Origin of the sequence: Winogradskyella sp. A3E31 (assembly GCF_046720935.1) — a bacterium.
GTDB lineage: Bacteria > Bacteroidota > Bacteroidia > Flavobacteriales > Flavobacteriaceae > Winogradskyella.
In genome coordinates this window covers 98,364-122,950 of the sequence record NZ_JBHNWH010000002.1, presented here as the reverse complement: position 1 = coordinate 122,950, position 24,587 = coordinate 98,364, and the positions used below count along the sequence as shown (strand labels likewise).

Genomic DNA, 24,587 nt, shown 5'->3' with positions numbered 1-24,587 from the left:
AATTTTGAAACAGATTGGAAGACATAGTATTGGAAAATTATCCATTTTTTGGCTATGTTTTTCGTTTACATGGATTGTTTTTTCTCAAACAAAGATTATCAATTCAGGGTGGCGATACTCTGAAGATAAAATTAGTTGGAAGAGTGTAAATTTACCACATACATGGAATGTTCTGGATGCCTTTGATGATGAACCAGGTTATCGTAGGGGATTAGGATATTACCAGAAACAGATTTTTATTCCTTCTGAAGGAGATTCTAAGATTCATTATTTAAAATTCAATGCCGTTAACCAAGAGGCAATAGTTTATGTTAATGGAAATAAGGTCGGAAACCATAAAGGGGGATATACCGCATTTAATTTTGACATAACGGAATACTTAAGTTTTGATGCCTATAATTTAATTGAAGTTGAGGTGGATAATTCTCATAATGTTGATATTCCGCCACTAGATGCTGATTTCACTTTTTATGGTGGCATCTATCGTGACGTGGAATTGATTTCGTTAGAGAAGCAGCATTTTAGCTTAGATGATTTTGCATCAGATGGCTTCTATATTAACTACCCTGAAGTTTCAAATGAAAAGGCTAAGGTAGAAGTAACTTCTATACTGAATAATATATCGAGCCAATCCGTTAATTCTGTTTTAAAATATGAGTTATTCGATCCGCAAGGTAATGTTCTAATACAGTATTCTGAGACTATTAATTTTCGACCAAATCAATCTCAGGAATTAAAAATTGAGCTCCCCGAGGTAAAGAATCCGCAGTTATGGTCACCAGAAAGTCCATGGCTTTACTATCTAAAACTTGAGTTAAAGAATGAAGATGGAAAAACTTTAGATTCTAAAAGCACTAACGTTGGTTTTAGATGGGTTTCAGTTGATTCTGATAAGGGCTTTTTTTTAAATGGTGAACCTATAAAGTTAATCGGTGTAAATCGGCATCAAGACTACCAAGGATACGGTAACGCTCTGCCTATACACCTTCAAGAGAATGATATTCATTTAATAAAAAAAATGGGTGCAAATGTGATACGTTTTGCACATTATCCTCATTCACGGAAACTTTATGATCTGTGTGATAAATTAGGGATTTTAGTTTGGACCGAAATACCAGTTATTAATCTAGTAACGGATTCTAGAGCGTATTTCGACACAAGTATTGCCATGCAAAAGGAGCATATAAAGCAATATTATAATTATCCTTCAGTAGTTATGTTTGGTTATATGAACGAGATTTTCATTCGCTTGGCGTTCAATCGACAATTGACAGATAATGACAAAGAAAATCTCAAAAAAAGCGCAGTTAATCTTGCTGCTAAACTCGAAGATGTAACGCGTCAATTAGCTCCAAACCACATCACAGTGATGGCCTGTCATCTAAATGAGGTATACAATGATACAGGCATTGCTGATCTACCTATGTTATTGGGATGGAATCTTTATTTTGGCTGGTACGATAAACAAATTGAAGATCTTGGCCCTTTTTTGGACGAGCAACATCAGCGTTTTCCTAATCGGGTTATGTTTTTGTCAGAATATGGGCCAGGAGCTGATGTTCGTATTTTTACGGATACACCCAAAAAGTTCGATTTTTCTACTGGCTACCAAGCAAAATTACATCAATCTTATTACAGACAAATTATGGATCGTCCGTTTATAGCAGGGATGACGGCATGGAATTTTGCAGATTTTGGATCAGAATTTCGTGGAGATCCAATTCCGCATGTTAATCAAAAAGGGCTAGTCCAATATGATAGAACACCAAAGGAAATTTACTACTGGTACAAAGCAGTTTTGGATGATAGTGAGCCATTTGTAAAGGTTGCAACAAACCATTTAAAAGGTTTAACACTATTTGAAGATGAAACGTATCCCATTCAAGTGTATTCCAATCAAAAGGAAGCTGCTGTTTTTTTAAACGATGAGAAATTGAAAACCGTTCAATTTAAAAATGGAGTTGCAAAGATTAATGTTCCATTCGTAAATGGAGAAAATAGAATTAAAGTATCAAATACTAAAGTCTCTGAAGAAAAAGAAGTAGATGTTTTAAGAATAAAAGCTTTGGATTTTAAAGAATTTAATCGTTTTGGTATTAATATCGGAGCTCACTTCTATTTTAACGATACAGAACGCGAGATTACATTTGTCGCAGACCAACCATACAAAAGAGGGCAATTTGGTTTTATTAATGGGAAACCTTTTGCAATGACAAAAGATAAAAATCAAGGTATTCCGCACAATATTAAAAATTCAGAATCCGAGCCCTTGTTCCAAACCATGTTAGAAGCCTGTACAGACTATAAGGTTGATGTGGTAGAAGGTTGTTACGAAGTATCATTGTTTTTTGTTGAGCCTCAAATACGCCCTTCAGAGAATATATATAACCTTACCGACACAAATGAATCTCTCACTAAAAGAGAACGCATTTTTGATATTTATATGAACGGAATTCTTATTGAAAAGCAATTCAATATGGCAAAAGCTTACATTGAAAAATACGGAATTACCTTAAGTACTAAGGTTGAAGTTTTAGGTAATGAAGGATTGTCGGTTTCGCTTAAGCCAATTGAAGGACAGCCTGTGATTAGCGGAATTTTAATTGAAAAAATAAACTAAATGAAATACATTCCTTTAATAGTTATACTGACCATAGGGCATTTGCTTTTTGGTCAAAAGAAGGAGACCTATATCTATTCAATTAAGGGAGTTGACACCTTAAAATTAGATGTATTTACTCCAGAAAACATAACCGAAAATGACCGTTTGCCAGTTCTACTTTGGATGCATGGGGGAGGGTTTTCTGGAAGTCACCGTGCCTATCCAGATGATAATAAATTGGTAAAGTATGTCTCCAATGTGCAAAACTATATTGGAGTATCTATAGATTATCGATTGCTAAGAAAAAACAAACCTTCCGGTTTTGGATGTGATTGCCCTAAAGACGAAAAACTAGAGACCTTTAAACAAGCAGCTATCGATTATATGGATGCAGCAAAATTTCTAGTAGAACGTGCTGAAATGTTTCAAATAGACAGCACTAAGATTATTGCAGGCGGCAGTAGTGCTGGAGCAGAAGGCAGTCTTAATGCCGTATTTATGAGAGAGTATTTTTTGGACAATGCAGAAGCATATAAAAATGTGGCTTTTGCAGGCGTGTTCTCTTGCGCCGGTGCAGTAGTCGATGCCAGTTACATCACAAAAGAAAATGCAATACCTTCGGTATTATTTCATGGTACTGACGATCAACTAGTACCTTATGGAAATGCTCCTCACCATTATTGTGCACCTACAAAAGATGGATATATAATGTTGGATGGATCGGAAGCTATTTCCGAAAAACTGGAAGAATTTGATTCACCGTACTATTTCAATATTGTTAAAGGAGGTCGGCATGAAATTTCAAGAATTCCCTTTGAGGATCTAGATGCTGTGTTTCAATTTTTTGAGCAGACCGTTTTCAATGGAGAAGTAATTCAAACAAAAATTATTAAAACAAAATGACCATGAGATATATAAGCATCATTTTAATTGCTCTTTTTGCTCTTCAATCCTGTAAAAATAGGGAAGCAGAAAAAATTGAGAAAACTGAGCCGATACCACGACCAAATATTGTTTATATAATGGCGGATGACCATGCAGAACAGGCTATTAGCGCCTACGGGCATCCATTAAGTAAATTGGCGCCAACACCGAATATTGATAGGATTGCTAAAGAAGGTGCTCTTTTTAAGAATAACTTTTGTACCAACTCTATTTGTGGGCCAAGTAGAGCTGTAGTTTTAACAGGTAAGTTTAGCCATCTTAATGGGTTTAGGATGAACGGCGAACAATTTGATGGTGGTCAACAGACCTTTCCAAAGCTACTGCAACAAGCAGGATATAATACAGCTGTTATAGGTAAATGGCATTTGCATGGTTTTCCCGAGGGATTCGATTATTGGAATATACTGAAGGATCAGGGCAACTATTATAATCCAGACTTTATTTCGGAAAATGAAGGGACAAAGACAATTGACACAACTCAAGTTGAAGGGTATGCCACTGATCTCATAACTGAGAATGCATTAGCGCACCTCAGTACACTTAAAGATAGTAATAAGCCTTTTATGGTTATGGTGCAGCATAAGGCTCCCCACAGAAATTGGATGCCAGCCTTGCGCCATGCCAATAAATTTGACTCTATTCAATTTAATTTGCCGGACACCTATTTTACAGATCATGAAGGGTCTTTAGGTTCAAAAGAGCAACAGCAAACCATTTATAAGGATATGTATGAAGGGCATGATTTAAAAATGACCAAAAAGTTCGGCAGTCCTGATTTAGCTTGGAACCCATGGAAAACAGATTTTGAACGGATGACTACTGAGCAGCGCGCTGCATGGGATCGGGCATACCAGGCAAAAAATGATGCGTTCCATAAGGCAAACTTGTCTGGTAGAGAATTGGCCAAGTGGAAAGGGCAGCGTTATCTTCAGGAATATTTGGCAACTATTGCTTCGGTTGATGAGGGAGTTGGGAAAATATTGGATTTTTTAGAGACTAATGGATTAGCAGAGAATACGATTGTTATTTATACAACGGATCAAGGTTTTTATTTGGGGGAGAAAGGTTGGTTCGATAAGCGTTACATGTACGAGCAATCCTTGGCAATGCCTTTATTGGTTAAATATCCGCAGGCTATTACTCCAGGAACTGTTATCGAGGCTTTAACCCAAAATCTGGATTTTGCAGAAACCTTTTTGGATTATGCACAAGTAGAAATCCCAGATGACATGCAAGGGAAGTCATTGCGTCCTTTATTAGAGTCCTCTTTTGAAGGTGATGACTTTAGAGATGCCGTCTATTATCACTATTACGACTACCCTGCGTTCCATATGGTTAAAAAACACTACGGAGTGCGGACAAGCCGCTATAAATTGATGCATTTTTATGATGATATTGACACGTGGGAGCTCTATGATTTAGAAGAAGATCCAAAAGAAATACATAACCAAATTGATAATCCTGAGTATGATGCCATTGAAGCTCAACTGAGGATGAAGTTAGTAGAGCTTCAAAAAAAATACGGAGTTACAGATGAAGAATTTAAACAGGCGCCTAAAGAGCGGGTAAAGCGTGCCTATAAACAATTTGAAAGGTTACGAGGCAAAACAGGCACAGCTTATGATCCAGTAGCTGACAAGGATATAGAATTATAGTATAACAATCGAGATCTTTCAGGTACTTAAAACCTGATTGTCTAAAGCAAAACATATTTTTTAATGAAACATCTATTCATATTAATTTCAGTTTTACTGACATTTTCGTGTAATAACACAAAAAAAACCACCAATGTAAAAGCTAATTCAGAAGATAAAATAGAAAATCAAACCTATTGTAACCCTTTGGATATAGACTATACTTATATGGTTTATAATTCAAGTAGAAATAAATCTTATCGCTCTGGGGCAGATCCTGCTGTTATTGAGTTCAAGGGTGAGTACTATATGTTTGTCACACGATCGTTTGGATATTGGCACTCTAAGGATCTTGTAAACTGGAATTTTATAAAGCCAAAGCAATGGTTTTTTGAAGGAAGCAATGCACCTACAGCTTTTAATTATAAAGATTCGTTAGTGTATTTTGCTGGTGATCCTGCCGGTTATGGTAGTATTCTATTTACAGATGATCCAAAAAAAGGGACATGGACACCTACAGCTTCCATTTCAAATAATATTCAAGATTCGGAATTATTTATTGATGACGATGGCCAGACGTATTTGTATTGGGGCTCGTCTAATGTGCATCCAATCCGAGTGAAAATGCTTAATAAAGATGATCGTTTTTTAGAAACCGGTGTTAGGGAAGAGTTGATTAATCTTGTTGAGGAAGAGCATGGTTGGGAGCGTTTTGGAGAAAATAACTTTCACCCAACCTTAAAAGAAGGGTATATGGAAGGGGCATCGATGACTAAGCATAACGGAAAATACTATTTGCAATATGCGGCACCGGGCACCCAGTTTAACGTATATGCTGATGGGGTTTATGTTGGTGATTCGCCTCTTGGGCCATTTACCTATATGAAAAACAATCCTATGAGTTTTAAACCTGGCGGATTTACAAATGGTGCAGGGCATGGTATAACTGTAAGGCAAACCAACGGTCAATACTGGCATTTTGCCACCATGGCTCTAGCGTCTAATGCGCAATGGGAACGTCGTTTATGCATGTTTCCTACCTATTTTGACGACGATGGTTTAATGTACAGCAACACATCGTATGGCGATTATCCACGCTTTGGACCAAATCACCCAACAAAAGCTGGCGAGCATAATGGGTGGATGTTATTATCGTATAAAGGAAATGTAACCGTATCGTCTTCACTTCAGCAAATCATGAAATTCACCTCTAATGATGATGAAGTTGAAGTGAAGGAAATTCCAACCGAAACCAATGACAAAGGACAAATAACTTCTAACGTTTTAACAGACGAAAACCCAAAAACTTTTTGGGTTGCCGAAGCTAACGACGATAAGCAATGGATAGCTATTGAATTGCTGAATCCAGGAACAGTACACGCTATTCAGCTAAATTATCACGATCATGAATCTGGAATCTACACACGTGTTGAAGGTTTAAAACATCAATTCACAATTGAAACTTCTGAAGATGGTACAAACTGGACAACAGTAGTCGATAGAAGTAATAGCGATATAGATGCACCAAATGCATACCTAGTTTTAGATGAACCGGTTAAAGCAAAATATGTGCGATACAACAACGTAAAGGTACCGGGGAACAACTTCGCGATGTCCGAAGTTAGAGTTTTTGGTCTTGGTTTGGGTGAAGCGCCAAATAAGGTATCTAACTTTAAAATTAATCGTGAAGATGACCGAAGAGACGCATCATTTTCATGGGATGCAGTTGAAGACGCCCAAGGGTATAATATTCGATGGGGAATAGCTGAGGGCAAGTTGTACCAATCTTGGCAAGTTTATGATACTACCGAACATTTTATGCGCAATTTGGATCGTGATACGCCCTATTATTTTCAGATTGAGGCTTTCAACGAAAATGGCATTTCAGAAAAAAGTGAAATCATTTATGTAGAATAAATTATGAGGCAGTTTGTATTTATAATTATGGTAGCTATATTAGTTTCGGCTCAAGGACAAGAGTTTAAGGTGATGACCTACAATATTAAATTAGATTATCCAAAAGAAGGAAAAAATAGTTGGACAAATAGACAACCATTCTTAATTAGTCAGATACAATTCCATGAACCAGACGTACTGGGTGTGCAAGAAGCAATGCCAAACCAAATGAAGGATATGGATAGCCTTTTAACGGATTACAGCTTTGTAGGGGTTGGACGAGATGATGGTGATGATGAGGGTGAATATTCGGCTGTTTTTTACAATAAGGATAAATTTAATGTTTTAGAGTCGGGTACATTTTGGCTGTCTGAAACACCTGATACCGTATCTATGGGTTGGGATGCGGTGTGCAATCGTGTCTGTACTTTTGTGCTTTTAGAAGATAAAATTTCTGGGCATACCTTTTGGACATTTAACACACATTTTGACCATGTTGGTAAAGAAGCTCGAAAGAATAGTGCAATATTAATAATTGAAAAAATAAAGGCACTAAATTCTGATAATCATCCCATAATATTAATAGGTGATTTTAATATGGAACCAGATCATGATAGTGTAAAATATATAAAAACTGTTTTAGAAGATTCAAAAGAGATAGCAGAACTAGATTTTGGTCCAGAAGGCACATTTAATGGATTTCATTTTGACAAGCCTGTTACGAGGCGAATTGATTATGCTTTTGTAAGTACCAATATTAAAGTGTCTAAATATGCAGTGTTAAGCGATAATTGGGATTTGAAATATCCTTCAGATCATTTGCCAGTACTTATTAATTTTAAATTAAAGTAGGTAATGCTTTTGACCTTAAACATACCTTTATAGACGTTATTTAAAACACCTTTGAATTGAATTCGTCTATATTTAAATTTTGAAAAACTAACTAAACTTATCTAATCATTACTACTATGAATAAAAAGACTTTCTTATTACTGATTACAGCGGTTTCGGCCTTAGGTGGATTATTATTTGGATACGACACAGGTGTAATTAACGGCGCACAATTTTATCTCAGTAAGCATTTTGATCTAGACTCTGCTATGAAAGGTTGGGTAGTAGGTAGTGCGCTCTTAGGGTGTTTTATGGGTGCTATAGTTGCAGGCCCATTGAGTATAAAATTAGGTAGAAAAAAGTCGCTTATAATCTCTGCTGTACTATTTACTCTCTCAGCTTGGGGTTCTGGTCTACCATCATTGTTTGAAGAGTCTGTGAGCTTACTTGTGGTATTTAGAATTATAGGTGGTTTAGGTATTGGTATAGCCTCCATGAATGCGCCAATGTACATCGCTGAAATTGCTCCAAGCGATATAAGGGGGAAAATGGTGACCTACTATCAATTGGCTATTGTTGTTGGCTTTTTTGTGGTTTTTTTGGCCACTTATTTTATAGGGAACAACTTAACAGAACTAGAAAACATAGAATTCGGATGGAAGCGCATGTTTTGGTCTGAGCTTATACCTAGCGGACTGTTTTTAATACTCTTATTTTTTGTCCCAAAAAGCCCACGTTGGTTGGCACTTAAAGGTGATGATGACGCTGCCTTAACTATCTTAAAGAAAGTTCATGGAGAGGAACAAGCCCAAAAGGAGATGCTGGAAATTAAAACCTCACTCGAAGCAAAAGAGACTAAGATAAAAATCAATTATTTTTCAAAAGTGGTGTTGGGAATTATAGTTATAGGAACTGTACTTTCTGTTTTGCAGCAATTTACAGGGATTAATGCTGTACTGTATTACGGAGCAGATATATTTGAAAAAGCACTAGGTTTTGGTAAGGAGGATGTTTTGGCACAGCAAATCTTATTAGCCTTTGTTAATCTAGTATTTACATTTGTTGCCATGTTCACTGTTGATAAATATGGAAGAAAGCCATTGATTTATATAGGTTCCGTAGGTATGATTATAGGTTTTTTACTATTAGGTGTGTCATTACAGCAAAATACAGTTGGCCTAGTATCTTTAATAGGAGTTCTTGTTTTCATAGGTTCATTTGCGATGTCTATGGGACCAGTAGTATGGGTCGTTTTATCAGAAATGTTTCCAAATAAAATACGTAGTGTTGCAATGTCCGTAGCTGTTGCTGCTCAATGGGCTGCCAACTATGTAGTATCCCAATCGTTTCCTATTGTTATGGAAAGTGAGGCAAATAATAGTGCTCCATGGAATGGCTCAATGCCTTACTTTATCTTCATTGCATTTATATTAGTCATCATTTTTATAACTTATAAGTTTATACCTGAAACAAAAGGAAAAACTTTAGAGGAGATAGAAGCATTTTGGGAGTAAAAAGCACTAAAATTTGTTATTGCTTCGAGCTTTGAAGTTATAGAGAAGTCAACCTCTCATTGATCTTCTAAGGGTTGCTTATTAAACAAAACAGGAGTTTCAATTAAGTAAAAAAGTTGTTTAAATCGACCCTAATTAGCACCCTAAAAACTAAAAAACCGATTCATTTGAATTGGGTTTTTGATGGTGGTGTATCTAAGGATCGGTTTTGTATATGGAAATTCAGACGTAGCAAACGTGCAACGACCTTTGTTTAAGAGTAACACCAGCAATTTTTTATATACTGTGGTGTATAGATATTTTATCTAACTATATTCAATAAATAGAAAACTAAATCGAATTATGATTCAGAAACAAACTTTATTTTGCTTTTACCAAATTCATTTGGGATAATCGAAACTAAAACGATGGATTTTTCCTTTTTGAAAGTGACAAATTCAAAATCTATAAGTGGGTGCTTCTTATAACCACGTTTTATTAACTCTTTTTTAATTGCCTTAATGTCATAATTTTCAGCTATTGATAATTCGAGGGTATTTGGTTTGTCATCTACGAACGAAATGGAAATAATGATGGAATTATCTAAATCGTGATTATAATATCTACCGTAAGTCATTACATTGGCTTGGCTTTTACTTTCAATTTTTTCAAAACCATAATAATTAATCATATATTCTTCTACATCATTAATGGATATTTTTGTCAGCTTATTTAAGAAAGGAAAATCTAATTGCTGAGAAAAAGTGTTATTAGCAATAGAAATAAGAAAAATGCAAAGAACTATTTTTTTCATGTTTATTATTTTAAATTAAATACAACATTTCTAAGTATGATTACGATACTAATTCAGTTACTAAATTAGCAAATACAAACCGAATAGAAAAGTCGCTATCATTTTAATGACAAGGCTAACGCTAGCAATGATTCATAAACGATGTTGGTATTTCGTTTTAATTTTTAATGAAATATTAATTCATATCGCTATTCATTAAAGTTAAAATTGCTTTTTCTGGTAGCTCGGTGTTCAGATCTTTAGTGTTTACTTTAATTTTTTGATTGTTCCCAATAATAAAGAGGTCATTTAGGTTTTTTTCTTTAAAGAGATTTTTCAATTCTGTGTCTATAAAATCATCCATTACAGGTTTGTTTTTCCAATAAGAAGAACTATAATTATTATAAACTTGAGAATATTGAAAAAGGAACCTGTTAGAAGAAATAGAATTACGATAATTCTCTCTCGGTGTTATGTCGATATTATTAAAATGAAGTACACCTTTAGATTCAAAATTAAAGAACATAACCTTATATAAAATATCTTTTGGATAAATTAATTTTTCTATCTGACTATAATCTATTGTTAATATAACATCGATTCCACCATCTTTACTCCTAGACCTTCTAAAAAGAGATGTCATTTTTTTTAGCGTAAGATTATCTCTAGTAACTATTATTTGCCCTCGAATAGAATAGAATATTCTTCCTTTAATTTTTACATTAGGTTTTTTTGCTTCATAATTAATAATATAACATTCTTCATTATTTAATTCAATTGTGTTTCCTAAAGTAAATTTGTAAAGGCTATTGCCATTTTTACTTAGCGGATGTCCAATTTCAAAAAATCGATAATTTAATAAAAAGGAACTGTTAAAAATTTCTAACCCATAATTTATATAAGGTTTATTGTCGACTTTTAAAGAAGTATTATTTTTACTAGATTCAAGAAAATTCTCTTTGGTTCGTCTAGATTGTTTTGGAATTAATATCGGCAAATTCCAAACATTTCTATCGTCACCTAATGAAAATAAATTTCCATCAACTTCAATATACGAAGGTAGAGAATCATTTAATTTTGTGACTTGCTTTAAATTTACTGAAGACCAATAAGGTTCTTTTCTAACTTGATTTTTATAGTTTGTGATAGCTGATTTTAAAATTTCCTTTTTCGTTCTTTTTTTTCCCGAAATAACAACTTCATCTAATTCGTTGTTTTTACTAAATAAAGCTATTTGGGTAGTAATAATTAAATCATCTAAATTATACGATTTAGTTTGATAAGAAATATGTGAAAAAATAATTTCCTTTTCTAGTTGGTTAGGTAGCTCTAAAAAATATTTTCCTTCAAGATCTGTGAATGTCAAAATCTCGTTATCAACAATAATTAAAACATCTGAAATAGGTTTTTTAGATTGTTCATTAAATACTATTCCTGTAATCTTAATATTTTGAGAAAAAATTACTGAATTGAAACAAATCAAAAAAACAGGTAAAATGAATTTTGTCATAATTATTGTTCTTTAATTGAGTGCCAACAATAGGGTATAGTAATTAATTATAATCATTCTATAAAGCTATAACAATATTCAAGAAGTTGAGTCAAAAAGCTTGGGATTAATAAATTTCTCGAAAATAAAAAAAATGAAAAAGTAATAGGAGTATTTCAAATTTGTTACCCCCGTTATTGTCCCTTAAAAACTAAAAAACCCTGTAAATCAAATGTTTACAGGGTTTAAAAGTGGTGCCTCCAGGAATCGAACCAGGGACACAAGGATTTTCAGTCCTTTGCTCTACCAACTGAGCTAAGGCACCAGTCGCTTTAAATGCGGACCTGCCCGACATCACTTTTGTTTTATCGTTCAGGCGGGTGCAAATATAGATGCTATTTTATTATTCGCAAAATGAATTTCACAAAAATTGATTTAATAACTTTGTAGCTTAATATATCTTTATGAACCTTATTATTGATGTTGGAAATTCATATATAAAACTCTCTGTTTTCAAGGACAATACACTTATTTATAAATCTAGTGATAAACACTCTCGATTCATTTCAAGTTTTAAAAAAGTGATAAAAACCTATCCAAAAATTGATAGAGCAATTATCTCATCTGTAGGGAGACTAAATAAAACACAGATTAATAGGATAAAAGAGGTCGATAATGTTCTTGAATTAAATGCTAATACAAAAGTGCCTTTTAATAATAATTACGGCACGCCAAAAACTTTAGGAGTTGATAGAATTGCTTTAGTCAGTAGTGCAGCAGTTCAATATCCTAATAAAAATGTCCTTATTATTGATGCAGGTTCATGCATTACTTACGATTTTTTGGATGATAAAAATCAATACCTTGGAGGAGCAATTTCACCAGGGATTAGAATGCGTTATAGGTCATTAAATACCTTTACGGCAAACTTACCGTTATTAGATACTAAGTTGCCAGAAAATATAATTGGGGACTCAACAAAGGCATCAATTCATTCTGGTGTTCTTTATGGGATAAATAAGGAAATTGATGGGGTTATTGATGAGTACAGGCAAAAATACCCAGATTTAACAGTTATTTTAACAGGTGGGGACGCTAAATTGTTGTCAAACAAATTAAAAAATAGCATATTTGCCAACTCGAATTTTCTTCTTGAAGGTTTGAATTTTATTCTTGACTATAATTCAAAATAATGATTAAAAGACTCGTTGTAATTGTAATTACAATTTTTAGCTGTCAGTCCTATGCACAACAGGGTACAGCATCACCGTATTCTTTTTACGGTATAGGTAGCCTTAAATTTAAGGGAACAGTTGAGAATAGAGCCATGGGAGGTATAAGTACTTACTTAGACAGTCTTCATATTAACTTAAGAAATCCTGCCGCTTATGCTGGTAAGAATTTAGATCAACAACCTTTTAATGGTGAAAGCCGCCCTGTTAAATTTGCAGTTGCAGGGACATTTACGAGTTTGGAACTTGAAAGTAATCAAGGTTCAGAACAGGCAAATACTTCTACTTTTGACTATATAGCATTGACAATGCCTGTTGGCAGAAAGTTTGGAGTAGGTTTTGGATTGCTCCCATTTACGTCTGTGGGATATAAATTAGAAAGTCTTAATGACGACGAAGAACTTCAGAATAGATATAGAGGTGAAGGTGGTCTTAATAAAGTTTTTGTTGGTATGGGCTATCAGATTTCTGATGCATTAAGCCTTGGTATCGATCTTAATTATAATTTCGGAAATGTACAGAACAGTGCTATTGCATTTAGTTATGATGGTGATGGCAATCCGACGCAATACCAAACACGCCAAGATAACCGATCAGATTTAAGTGGTCTTAATTTTAATTTAGGCTTGGCTTACAAGAAGAAAATATCTGAAAAATTGATGCTGTCTGCAACAACAACATTCTCACCAGAAAGTAGGCTCTCATCCGAGAATCAACGTTCTTTTTCAACTATTATTTATAATGATTCAACAGAAGAAGAATTTGTACAAGAAACACAAGACGCTGATTTAGAAAGTGAAGGATTGAAGAATACAGATTTAACATTGCCTTCTAGGTTTTCTTTAGGTTTTGGGGTTGGTCAGGAGACCAAGTGGTTTGTAGGTGCAGAATATGTACTACAAAAAACAGGGGATTACGATAATCCAATTTTCAGTACTCAGAACTCGTCTTTTGAGGATTCTCCTAGTTTTGCAGTTGGAGGATTTTATATCCCAGACTATAATTCGTTCTCAAATTACTTCAAAAGAGTCGTTTATAGAGGTGGGTTTAACTTTGGTAAATCGGGATTAATAATAAATAATGAATCTATAAACGAGTTTGGCATGTCTTTTGGATTAGGTTTACCACTTGGTGGTGGAACTGGCGGTGGAGTATCAGAGTTGAACATCGGATTTGAATACGGACAACGAGGAACCACCAACCAAAATTTAATAAAAGAAAATTTTATTAACTTAAACATCAGTCTTTCATTAAATGACAGGTGGTTTGCAAAAAGAAAATATAACTAACATAAATTATAATAACATGAAGACGAAAGTTACTTTACTATTGATGGCCCTTTTGGTGGGATTCAATACAAGTCATGCACAGCAAGATGAGGAATGTATGACCTGGCTTCAGATTTTTGCTCCTTACGCAAAGAGTAAAAGATATGCAGAAGCTTATGAGCCATGGTCTAAACTTAGAAATAAATGCCCAAAGTTCAATCAGGCAATCTATGCTTATGGAGATAACATCTTGGAATATAAGATAGAAAACTCTACAGGTGAAGAGCAAAAAGGACATATCAATGACCTGTTAAAAGTCTATACTCAATACAATGAATATTTTTCTTCAAAGTTCCCTGAAGGTAAAATGTATGTTGAGCAAGCGCAGTTAATGTACAAGTATAGAAAAGAGTTAGGATTATCTGATGAAGAAATCTATAACAAGTACAATGACGCCTTTACCAAGGACAAGGAAAACTTTACAAGTCCACAGGGATTATATACGTATTTCTCTTTAATGGTTGATATGTTCGATGCCAAGAAAAGAGAGGCTCAAGAAATGTTTGATAAGTATGATGATGTTTCTGATAAAATTCTCACTGAAGTTGATGATAATACTGAAAAATTAAACAAGCTTGTTGAAAAAGAAGAAGGTGGTGCTGCATTATCTAAAAGAGAAGGTGCACTGAAGAAACAATATACAAGATACCTTGAAGTATTTGATCAGATCTCTGAGAGTATGGATAAAAAGCTTGGTGATAGAGCAAATTGTGAAGTCTTAATACCTTTATACGAAAAGGATTTTGAAGAATATAAAAATGATGCAGTCTGGCTAAAGCGTTCTGTAAGCAGAATGTATAATAAAGAGTGTACAGATTCTGAGTTATACACAAAATTAGTGAAGCAATACGATGCAACAGCACCTACTGCAGATACCAAATATTTTGTAGCGACTCTTCTTTACGCTCAAGGTAAAGATTCTGAAGCCGATAAATATATAGAGCAATCTTATAACTTAGAGACAGACAAAGCTAAAAAAGCAAGATTGGCAAATAGAATTGCTAAGAAGTTTAAGAGTTCTGGTAAATATGGGCAGGCAAGAAAGTATTATAGAGAAGCGTTAAGTCTTAACCCTTCTGACGGTAGTCCATATATCCAAATAGCTATTATGTATGCAAATAGTGCTAATAATTGTGGAGCAGATACTTTTGATAAAAGAGCAGTATTTTGGTATGCAGCTAATGAGGCTGAAAAAGCTGGTCGTGTTGACCCAAGATTAAAAAGTACAGCGGCTCAATATGCGGCTAACTATAGAGCAAAGGCACCTACTAAAGCTGATATTTTCTCTAGAGGAAATTCAGGTCAAACCATAAATATTGGTTGCTGGATTGGTGGCTCGGTCGTAGTACCATAATTAATGCTAAAGCATAAATTACATATTATAAAAAGCACAATGACTGCACTTGTAGTCATTGTGCTTTTTTCTTGTAAGGATAATTTTAGTGAAGTACAGCAGATCGGGGTGCTTCAAAATGCTCCTATCGGAGAAGCGGACACTATTAATCTTAAATACACGGATTCAGCCAAACTGACGGCGAATCTACTAAGTCCAAAAATGATGGACTATTCTAATAGGCCATTTAGTTTTTCAGAATTCCCGGAGGGTATTGAGCTTATTATTTACGACAAAAACAATAACAAGAGTACCATATTTGCTGATTACGCAATTGCGTATAATGAAACAGATCTCATAGACCTTCAGGGTAATGTTTTGTTAGCGACACATAAAGGAGATAGTCTTTTTGCTCCTCAAATGTATTACGATCAAAAAAATGAATGGGTTTTTACTAATCAGGAAGTTAAGTTAAGATCTACAGCCAATAACATTGACGGGAGAGGTTTCGACAGTGACCGTGACTTTAAGGGTTTTGAAATACTCGAAATGGCTGGAGACATACAAATAGATAATTAGTTATCTTTGCCCAATACAATGAAACTAACTATATGAAAATCCTTAAGTTTTTTCAATACGCCTACCTCATATTTGCGGTCTTATTTCTCTATGATGCTATTGAAAATTGGTCGACAGATAGAACCCGCTCTTATATTTCCTTACTATTTACGGCAGTGGCTATTTTTATGTTTTTCTTTAGAAAGCGCTTCAGAAAAAAGTTTGAAGATCGCGATAAACGCTAGTTGATGTCGGTCGATACTCTTATAATTATTCTGTCTTTAATATTATCTGCATTCTTTTCGGGGATGGAGATTGCCTATGTGTCTTCCAATAAAATTCATATTGAATTAGAGAAAATTCAAGGAGATTTTTTAGGAAAAATATTGGGTAAGCTAACGGCAAAGCCTTCAAAATTTATTGCTACCATGCTTATTGGTAATAATATAGCATTGGTTATCTACGGATTTAAAATGGGTGAAGCCTTAGTAAAATGGTTTAATTCTATTTTGCCTTCGGACAGTAGTGTGTTGAATTATTTGTTTTCGGATTTACAACTGTTGTCGCAAACCGTGATTTCTACATTAATAATTTTAATTACCGCTGAGTTTTTGCCAAAGGTTTTTTTTCAAATTTATGCCAATACCTTTTTAAAACTCTTTGCCTTACCGACCTATTTCTTCTATGGAGTCTTCTGGTTTATTTCGGACTTTGTCATTTGGATTTCTGATTGGGTCCTTAAATTGTTTTTTAAAACAGAAGGCGATACAGTTGCCTTGGCCTTGACCAAGGTGGAGTTGGGTAATTATATTACCGAGCAAATGGAATCGGTTGAAGAGCACGATGAAGTGGATAGCGAAATTCAGATATTTCAGAATGCTTTAGAATTTTCCGAAGTTAAAGCAAGGGAAGTTATGGTGCCAAGAACAGAAATTACCGGGATAGACATTTCAGATTCGATTGAAAACCTAAGACAGCTTTTTATTGAAACCGGTTATACCAAAATTATAGTTTACAAAGAATCTTTGGACGATATACTAGGTTACGTACATTCTTTTGAGTTGTTTAAAAAGCCGAAAAACATTTCCTCTATTCTTATTCCGATTGGCTTTGTGCCAGAGACCATTCTCATTAAAGACGTACTCAATATCCTAACTAAAAAGCGACGAAGTATGGCCATTGTTATTGATGAGTATGGCGGTACGTCGGGTGTGATGACGGTTGAGGATATTGTTGAAGAATTATTTGGTGAGATTGAAGATGAGCACGATAGTGTGGCTTTAATTGAAGAGCAATTAGATGAAACACACTATAAGTTTTCTGCACGTTTAGAGGTAGATTACCTTAATGAAACGTATAAATTGAATATCCCTGAAAGTGACCATTACGAAACTTTGGGTGGATTTATCGTTAACCATACACAAGGAATTCCAGAAGTAGATGCAATCGTTCGTGTCAACAATTTTCAGTTTACGATTACCGAAGTGTCCTCTACAAAAATTGACATTGTACATCTTAAGATAATGCCTTTGGATTAATGGGTTTTATTGGCTATAAAAACTAAGATTCTACTTTTATTATTTGTTAGAAAATACTATTTTCGCACACTTGTTTTAAATACTTTAATACCATAAAATGGCAGTTTTAAATAAAATTAGACAGCGTTCTTTAATCTTGATTTTAGTCATCGCATTAGCATTATTCTCTTTTGTTATTGGTGATTTGTTCAAGAATTCTGATGCTTTAACGGGAGTTTCCCAAGACACTATCGCAACGGTAAATGGTGAAGACATAAAACGTGATGAGTTTATGTTTAAGGTTGAAAATTATCAGCGTAGAGTCGGGCCTAACAGTACTTCGGTACAAAGCATGAATGCGATTTACAACCAAGAGTTGCGTAAAATCATTCTTGAAACAGAATATGATGAACTAGGGTTATCTGTTGAGAAAGATAAGATGCGTGATTTGTTGAAAAACACCTTTCAGTCTTATCCAGAGTTTCAAAATCAGGATAGTGTATATGACGTCAATCGTTTAAATGCATTCATCGCTAACCTTAAAGAAATTGCTCCACAAGCGGCTCCTTTAGGAAATGTTCAGGTGAATTACCAAAGTTGGACGGACAATGAGCAAGCTATAGCTTCTGGTGCATTGCAACAGCAATATTACAATTTAATTAAGGCAGGTGTTGGTGCTTCATTGGTAGAAGCTAAGGATGAGCATGTTGCTGGAGCAAGATCGGTAGATGTAAAGTACGTGCAAATACCATACACATCAATAGCAGACAGCTTGGTTAAAGTCACTAAGTCTGAGATTAAGGCGTATATGGAAAAACATAAGGAGCAATATCAAGTAGATGCTACAAGAGAAATTGTTTATGTAGAGTTTAGAGAGGATGCTTCAATTGGTGATGAGGATGAAATTAAAAATAACCTTATCGCTTTAAAACAAGACAGAGTTGAGTTTTCGGACGTCACAAAAACAACGGATACTATTGTTGGATTTGATAACACTACTAATGTTGAGGCTTTTGTGAATTCAAATTCTGATATTAAATACAATGATGCCTATCTAAGAGTAAATCAGTTGCCAGTTGCAGAAAGAGATTCATTATTAGCAGCCAATGTTGGTGACTATTATGGCCCATATAAAGATGCGGGTTATTATAAATTATCAAAAGTGTTGGCTAAGGAAACACGTCCTGATTCTGTTAAGGTGCGTCACATATTAATCCCGTATGTTGGTGCAAATAGAGTTGATCCTTCTATTACCTATACTAAAGAAAAAGCTGAAGCTAAAGCGGATAGTATTTTAAATGTGGTTAAGGGCAATCGTTCTAAATTTTTGGAGGTATTGGATTTATCGTCTGATAAAGTAAGTAACGAAAATGAAGGAATTATAGAGTTTACTTATAATCAAGCATTCGCACCAGAGTTTAAAGCATTTTCATTTGATAACCAAAAAGGAGATGTTGATGTGGTTGAAACGTCATTTGGATATCATATTATTGAAATATTAGACCAATCCGCTTTTAACCCAACAATTAAGTTGGCGACTGTGGCAAGAGAAATTGAACCATCAGAAGAAACTATCGATGCTGTGTTTAATGCAGTTTCAAAATTTGAAATTGCTGCAGAAAATGGAGATTTCACTGAATTAGCAAAGGAAAGAGAGTTGGCTGTAAAACCAGCAACCTTTAAAGAATTAGATGAGAATATTCCTGGTCTTGGAAGTCAGCGACAAGTAGTGCGTTGGGCATTTAATGATGATACAGAAGTAGGGGAGTACAAGCGTTTTTCCATTGCAGGAGTCGGATTTATTGTAGCGCAATTGGTAGATATCAATAAAGAAGGTTTAATGAGTGTTGACAACGCCACCACACCGGTATTGATTGAGGTTCGAAAAGAAAAGAAAGCTGAAATGATTAGGGCAAAAATTACTGCAACTACCGTTGATGAAATTGCAAGTAATCAAGGACAGTCGCCTAGAACAGCATCTGGCTTAACATTAAAGAACACGACTTTAACGGGTGCAGGTGTAGAACCTAAAGTGGTTGGTACCGCATTAGGATTAGCACAAGGTGCAACATCAAAACCTATTGATGGAGAAAAGGGTGTTTTTGTAGTTGAGGTAACAGCAGTGAAAGAAGCTCAGGAATTGGATAATTTCTCAGCAATCCAAAGCAGATTAACTAATGCGCGTAGAAATACTGTACAGACAAAAGTATATGCGGCTTTAGAGAAAAAAGCAGAAATAGAAGATAATAGAGCTAAAACAGTCTATTAGGCTTTAAAACTATAAATTGTAGATATGGCTTTGCAGAAATGTAAGGCCATTTTTATTTTAAGACCATTTCCACATAAGGAATTACAGTGTCAAGGCCTTTGGATTTAAAGTAGGCTCTTGGGTCTATCTCACTTGTTGCTAATATAAAGTCTCCACCCCATGCACCTAAGCTTTTTAGTTTGCCATGATACTCTGAGAATGATTTTTGAATAGGGTCTTGCTTAATAATTTTTGAAATCAAACTTTCATGGGATTCTAGTAACGACTCAAAATCATTTAGTGTTTTACAACTAATCATAGCCTCTGTAATGGTATTAACGTCAGAAAAAACAGCACTGTTAATTGGCTTTTGGTTTTTGTAATGTTGTATGCCATCTCTACTATTTTGTTTTTTATTGAGATAAACAAAATAGAGTTTATCCTTAAAATCTGGATTAAAGCTGACTTCAGCTACTTTTGGATAGGGACTGCCTAATTGAAATGTGATAGGGCCGCTGGCTTTAGCACAAGCGATGTCATAACCACTACCGCCGAATGTCATTTTTAATAAGGTATAGGGGTCAACACCTGCGGAAGAAGCTAAATTATTTATTAACGTCGAAGAAGTTCCTAACCCCCAATAAAGATTGAAATCTAAATAAGTTTCAATATTATAGCCCTTGGTTTCTTGTAGCCATTCTGAGTTTAATTTTAAGGTGGAGTTTAGAATAGTTTCAAGTCTTTGTGAGACTTTAATGTCAGATGATTTTAAAGTTGCTACTTCAGAATCTTGAATTTTAAAAGTAGCTTCAAACCAAAGTGTGTTCTGCTCATCATAACTACGCCATTTTAAAACACCAGATTCTTCTTCCTTAAATTTTAAGGTTTGTCCAAATTTGGTCGGCACAGCCAAAGCCTTTGCGCCATCGAGAACTAAGTATTCTCCTGTGAGGAGTAGTTTGCCATGGCTTTTAAATACTGACATGTTAATTGCGTAAACTTTTCAATTTTGAAACTACTTCACTATGCGAAACAGTGTTAGTTTTAAAATACTCTAACAGCTTATTTTTTTCCAATGGTGTTGCTTCATGCTGATTCAATATATTCATTAAGTGCATTTTCATGTGACCTTGTTGAATACCTGTGGTAGTCAATGATTTTAAGGCCGCAAAATTCTGAGCCAATCCTGCAACAGCCACAATTTTCATCAATGATTTGGCAGTTGGGTTTTTGAGTAGCTGTAATGAAAATTTCACTAAGGGATGTAGTTTTGTTAGCCCTCCTACAGTTCCCAAAGCTAAAGGAATCTCAATCCAAAATTTAAAAACTCCATTTTCAATACTGCAATGTGTGAGGCTAGAATATTGTCCAGATTTAGAAGCGTAAGCATGGATACCGGCTTCCACAGCTCTAAAATCATTTCCTGTAGCAAGTACAACAGCGTCAATGCCATTCATTATGCCTTTATTGTGTGTCACTGCCCTATAAGGTTCAACCTCAGCTATGGTGACAGCTTGTTTAAATTTTTCTGCAAACACTTTTGGCTTAGGGATGTCTTTTTCTTTTAGCAGATCGATACTGCAGCTCACTTCAGCTTTTACGATACATTCTGGAACGTAATTGGAGAGAATGCTCATTACAATAGTTAAATCTCTTTCTAAATGATTTTTCGCTTCTTGTTTTAGTGTTTCTGCAAATTGTTCCAAGCAAGAATTAATGAAATTAGCACCCATGGCATCTAAAGTATCAAATGTAGCGTGGAGTTGATAATAGTGCTTTAATTCCTTTGTTTTATCTCGCAATTCAATGTCCAATATACCACCACCACGCTTTTCCATGTTTTTAGTAATAGATGCGCTATCATCAAAAAACCTTGGTTTAATAGTATCAATAAAGGCTTTTAACTCATCAGGATTACCTTCATAGGTAAAATGAACCTGTCCAATCTTTTGGGTTGATAATACTTCTGCTTTAAATCCGCCACGATCTAACCAAAACTTAGCAGCTTTGCTAGCCGCTGCGACTACTGAACTTTCTTCAATGGCCATAGGTATGGCATAAAGTTCTTTATTAATTAAAAAATTGGGAGCTATGCCTAGAGGCAAATAAAAATTACTAATGGTATTTTCAATAAATTCATCATGCAACTGTTGTAGGGAAGTGTCGTCATTCCAGTATTGAGAAATCAAAGCTTTTGCAGTTTCAGAATCTTCAAAATAGGTATCTAGCAGCCAATCAATCTTTTCGGTTTTAGATAACTTAGAAAAGCCATTAACAGGTTTTTGCATGCGAGTTGTAATTTAAGATGCAAAGATAGTACGATTGGTACAAAATGTGCTTGATATCTATCAATTATTGCTGATTTACTGTTAATAATACCTGTTTTTTGCTGAATTTTTAGTAAACTTGGCATTGCTTTATTTAAAAAGGATTTTCATGAAAATGACCCGAGTTTTAGCCATCATTGGCTTTTTAGTCACTACACTCTCAGTGGCACAAAACAAAGAAATACAATTAGAAGATATTTGGAACGGAACATTTAGAAGTGAAGGCATGCAAGCCTTGCATTCTATGAATAATGGTGTTCAATATTCAGTGTTAAATTTTAATAGACAAACAAAAGAGGCTTCTATAGATATCTATGATTATGAGACGCTTAAAAAAGTAAAAACGATTGTAAGTTCTTCAGATTTGTCTGAAATTCAATCGTTTTTTGATTATGAATTTAGTGCAGATGAATCGAAGGTATTATTGACGACCAATTCAAAACCAATATTTAGACGCTCTACACTTGGGGAATATTATGTCTATGACATTGCTTCAAAATCCGTATCTAAATTGTCTGATGATTTTGTACAAGAGCCAACATTCTCACCAGATGCCTCTAAAATAGCTTATGGCTATAATAATAATTTGTATGTGAAGGATTTGGAAACACAGGTTGTTATTCAATTGACTTCTGATGGAAAAAAGAACGAAATCATAAATGGTATAACGGATTGGGTGTATGAAGAAGAATTCAGTTTTGTACGTGCATTCGACTGGAATGCCGACGGTGATAAAATTGCTTTTATACGATTCGATGAAACTGAAGTTCCAGAATTTTCGATGGATGTTTATGGTTCGGATTTATACCAAACACAACAAGTATTTAAATATCCTAAAGCAGGTGAGGTCAACTCTAAAGTGTCATTGCATTTATACGATTTAAGTTCTAACTCACTTGAAGAATTAACTGTAAATAAAACGTATGAAGACTTCTACATTCCAAGATTAAAGTGGACCAATGAGGCAGATGTTTTAAGTGTGCAATACATGAATCGTCATCAGAATGAATTAGATCTATGGTTTATTGATTCTGCATCTGATACTTCAAAAATTGTGCTTTCTGAAAAAGACAAAGCGTATGTTGACGTTACTTTCGATTTAACGTTTCTCGATGATAATAGTTTTATCTGGACGAGTGAGAAAGATGGTTACAACCATATCTATCATTATAACAATAACGGCGATTTAATTAATCAGGTCACAAATGGTGATTGGGAAGTCACCAATTATTATGGATATAATGAGAAAGATAACACCGTTTACTACCAATCGGTCGAAAATGGGTCAATCAACCGAGATATATATTCTATAGAATTAGATGGACAGAATAAAGAGCGCTTAACAAAAACGGACGGCACTAACAATGCGTCTTTTAGTGCTGATTTCACCTATTTTATCAATACACACTCTAGTGCTACCTCACCACCAGAATATACTCTAAACAATGCTGATAGTGGTAATGTCATTAAGATTATTAAGGATAATGATGCCTTAGCTTCAAAACTGGAAGAATATAAAACGTCTAAAAAAGAGTTTAGTACCATAAACGTTAACGGGAATGAGCTAAATATGTGGATGATTAAACCAGCTGATTTTGACCCTAATAAACAATACCCGTTGTTTATGTATCAATATTCTGGTCCAGGTTCACAGCAAGTCGCTAATCGCTGGAATGGTGCTAACGATTATTGGTATCAACACTTGGCTCAAGAAGGCTATATAGTTGCTTGCGTCGATGGAAGAGGAACGGGTCTAAAAGGTGCCGAGTTTAAGAAGGTTACCCAAAATGAATTGGGTAAATACGAAGTTGAGGACCAGATTGCTGCTGCTAAAAAATTAGGAGAACGACCTTATATAGATGCTTCAAGAATTGGTATTTGGGGCTGGAGTTATGGTGGTTTTATGAGCAGTAACGCTCTATTTAAAGGTGCTGATACATTTAAAATGGCGATTGCAGTGGCACCTGTAACAAGTTGGAGATTTTATGATACTATTTATACCGAACGTTATATGACCACACCACAGGAAAATCCAAGTGGTTATGACGAAAATTCGCCGATAAATCACGTGGATAAATTAGAGGGTGACTTTTTATTGATTCATGGTACTGGAGATGATAATGTCCATGTACAAAACACCATGCGTATGGTCGAAGCTTTAATCCAAGCGAACAAGCAGTTTGAGTGGATGATATACCCTGATAAAAACCACGGTATCTATGGTGGTAACACGCGCTTGCATTTGTACAACAAGATGACAAACTTCATTCACACTACTTTGGGTGATAAACGTGTAAAAAAGGAAGAAAAAAAAGAAACATCTTCTAATATTAAAGGATAAAATAACTAACTAAACACTAA

At 34.7% G+C, this 24,587-nt stretch carries 18 protein-coding genes and 1 tRNA gene; 14 read left to right on the top strand and 5 right to left on the bottom strand.

Going from position 1 to position 24,587, the window contains the following annotated elements; genetic code table 11:
• The first annotated feature begins 4 nt into the window (after positions 1–4).
• The 6 genes from ACFEMA_RS03110 to ACFEMA_RS03085 all read left to right on the top strand — a co-directional run bounded on the left by ACFEMA_RS03110 (position 5) and on the right by ACFEMA_RS03085 (position 9,422).
• The gene (locus ACFEMA_RS03110) at positions 5–2,620 is read left to right on the top strand and encodes a glycoside hydrolase family 2 TIM barrel-domain containing protein (RefSeq protein ID WP_411766539.1); all 2,616 of its coding nucleotides are present in this window, start codon (positions 5–7) and stop codon (positions 2,618–2,620) included.
• Complete coding sequence (locus ACFEMA_RS03105) at positions 2,621–3,505, top strand: alpha/beta hydrolase (protein WP_411766538.1); 885 nt, start codon at positions 2,621–2,623, stop codon at positions 3,503–3,505.
• 2 nt (positions 3,506–3,507) lie between these two features.
• Entirely contained in the window at positions 3,508–5,202 is a 1,695-nt protein-coding gene (locus ACFEMA_RS03100) for a sulfatase (RefSeq protein WP_411766537.1), read from the top strand.
• A 63-nt stretch (positions 5,203–5,265) separates the two neighbouring features.
• Positions 5,266–7,098, top strand: a complete 1,833-nt coding sequence (locus ACFEMA_RS03095; RefSeq protein ID WP_411766536.1) for a family 43 glycosylhydrolase — start codon at positions 5,266–5,268, stop codon at positions 7,096–7,098.
• A 27-nt stretch (positions 7,099–7,125) separates the two neighbouring features.
• The gene (locus ACFEMA_RS03090) at positions 7,126–7,929 is read left to right on the top strand and encodes an endonuclease/exonuclease/phosphatase family protein (protein ID WP_411766535.1); all 804 of its coding nucleotides are present in this window, start codon (positions 7,126–7,128) and stop codon (positions 7,927–7,929) included.
• 116 nt (positions 7,930–8,045) lie between these two features.
• A complete protein-coding gene (locus ACFEMA_RS03085; protein ID WP_411766534.1) occupies positions 8,046–9,422 on the top strand; it encodes a sugar porter family MFS transporter in 1,377 nt (458 codons plus the stop codon).
• 340 nt (positions 9,423–9,762) lie between these two features.
• On the opposite strand, the gene ACFEMA_RS03080 is transcribed toward ACFEMA_RS03085, so the two are convergent.
• The 3 genes from ACFEMA_RS03080 to ACFEMA_RS03070 form a co-directional block, all read right to left on the bottom strand.
• Positions 9,763–10,215, bottom strand: coding sequence for a hypothetical protein (locus tag ACFEMA_RS03080; protein WP_411766533.1), 453 nt, complete (start codon positions 10,213–10,215; stop codon positions 9,763–9,765).
• 175 nt (positions 10,216–10,390) lie between these two features.
• Positions 10,391–11,704, bottom strand: coding sequence for a carboxypeptidase-like regulatory domain-containing protein (locus ACFEMA_RS03075; RefSeq protein WP_411766532.1), 1,314 nt, complete (start codon positions 11,702–11,704; stop codon positions 10,391–10,393).
• Positions 11,705–11,935: 231 nt separating this feature from the next.
• A tRNA-Phe gene (locus ACFEMA_RS03070) sits at positions 11,936–12,008 on the bottom strand.
• A 139-nt stretch (positions 12,009–12,147) separates the two neighbouring features.
• Between ACFEMA_RS03070 and ACFEMA_RS03065 the strand changes: the two genes are divergently transcribed.
• The 7 genes from ACFEMA_RS03065 to ACFEMA_RS03035 all read left to right on the top strand — a co-directional run bounded on the left by ACFEMA_RS03065 (position 12,148) and on the right by ACFEMA_RS03035 (position 19,920).
• A complete protein-coding gene (locus ACFEMA_RS03065) occupies positions 12,148–12,876 on the top strand; it encodes a type III pantothenate kinase (protein ID WP_411766531.1) in 729 nt (242 codons plus the stop codon).
• A complete protein-coding gene (locus ACFEMA_RS03060) occupies positions 12,876–14,204 on the top strand; it encodes a hypothetical protein (RefSeq protein WP_411766530.1) in 1,329 nt (442 codons plus the stop codon). The genes ACFEMA_RS03065 and ACFEMA_RS03060 overlap by 1 nt, the downstream gene beginning before the upstream one ends.
• A gap of 16 nt (positions 14,205–14,220) precedes the next feature.
• Positions 14,221–15,597, top strand: a complete 1,377-nt coding sequence (locus ACFEMA_RS03055; RefSeq protein ID WP_411766529.1) for a hypothetical protein — start codon at positions 14,221–14,223, stop codon at positions 15,595–15,597.
• A 39-nt stretch (positions 15,598–15,636) separates the two neighbouring features.
• On the top strand, positions 15,637–16,155 hold the full coding sequence (gene lptC / locus ACFEMA_RS03050; protein WP_411766528.1) for an LPS export ABC transporter periplasmic protein LptC: 519 nt from the start codon (positions 15,637–15,639) through the stop codon (positions 16,153–16,155).
• A gap of 32 nt (positions 16,156–16,187) precedes the next feature.
• Positions 16,188–16,379 (top strand): hypothetical protein, encoded by a 192-nt coding sequence (locus tag ACFEMA_RS03045; protein WP_411766527.1) that lies wholly within the window; start codon positions 16,188–16,190, stop codon positions 16,377–16,379.
• Between the two features lie 3 nt (positions 16,380–16,382).
• A complete protein-coding gene (locus ACFEMA_RS03040) occupies positions 16,383–17,672 on the top strand; it encodes a hemolysin family protein (RefSeq protein WP_411766526.1) in 1,290 nt (429 codons plus the stop codon).
• A 97-nt stretch (positions 17,673–17,769) separates the two neighbouring features.
• Positions 17,770–19,920 carry a peptidylprolyl isomerase gene (locus ACFEMA_RS03035; RefSeq protein ID WP_411766525.1) on the top strand — a complete coding sequence of 717 codons (2,151 nt, stop codon included), beginning with the start codon at positions 17,770–17,772 and terminating at the stop codon, positions 19,918–19,920.
• A 52-nt stretch (positions 19,921–19,972) separates the two neighbouring features.
• Here ACFEMA_RS03035 and ACFEMA_RS03030 read toward each other — a convergent pair whose 3' ends face one another.
• A complete protein-coding gene (locus ACFEMA_RS03030) occupies positions 19,973–20,884 on the bottom strand; it encodes a GYDIA family GHMP kinase (RefSeq protein ID WP_411766524.1) in 912 nt (303 codons plus the stop codon).
• Between the two features lies 1 nt (position 20,885).
• Positions 20,886–22,187 carry a hydroxymethylglutaryl-CoA reductase, degradative gene (locus ACFEMA_RS03025; RefSeq protein ID WP_411766523.1) on the bottom strand — a complete coding sequence of 434 codons (1,302 nt, stop codon included), beginning with the start codon at positions 22,185–22,187 and terminating at the stop codon, positions 20,886–20,888.
• Positions 22,188–22,335: 148 nt separating this feature from the next.
• Here ACFEMA_RS03025 and ACFEMA_RS03020 point away from each other — a divergent pair, with 148 nt between their 5' ends.
• Positions 22,336–24,567, top strand: a complete 2,232-nt coding sequence (locus tag ACFEMA_RS03020) for a S9 family peptidase (RefSeq protein WP_411766522.1) — start codon at positions 22,336–22,338, stop codon at positions 24,565–24,567.
• Positions 24,568–24,587: the final 20 nt, after the last annotated feature.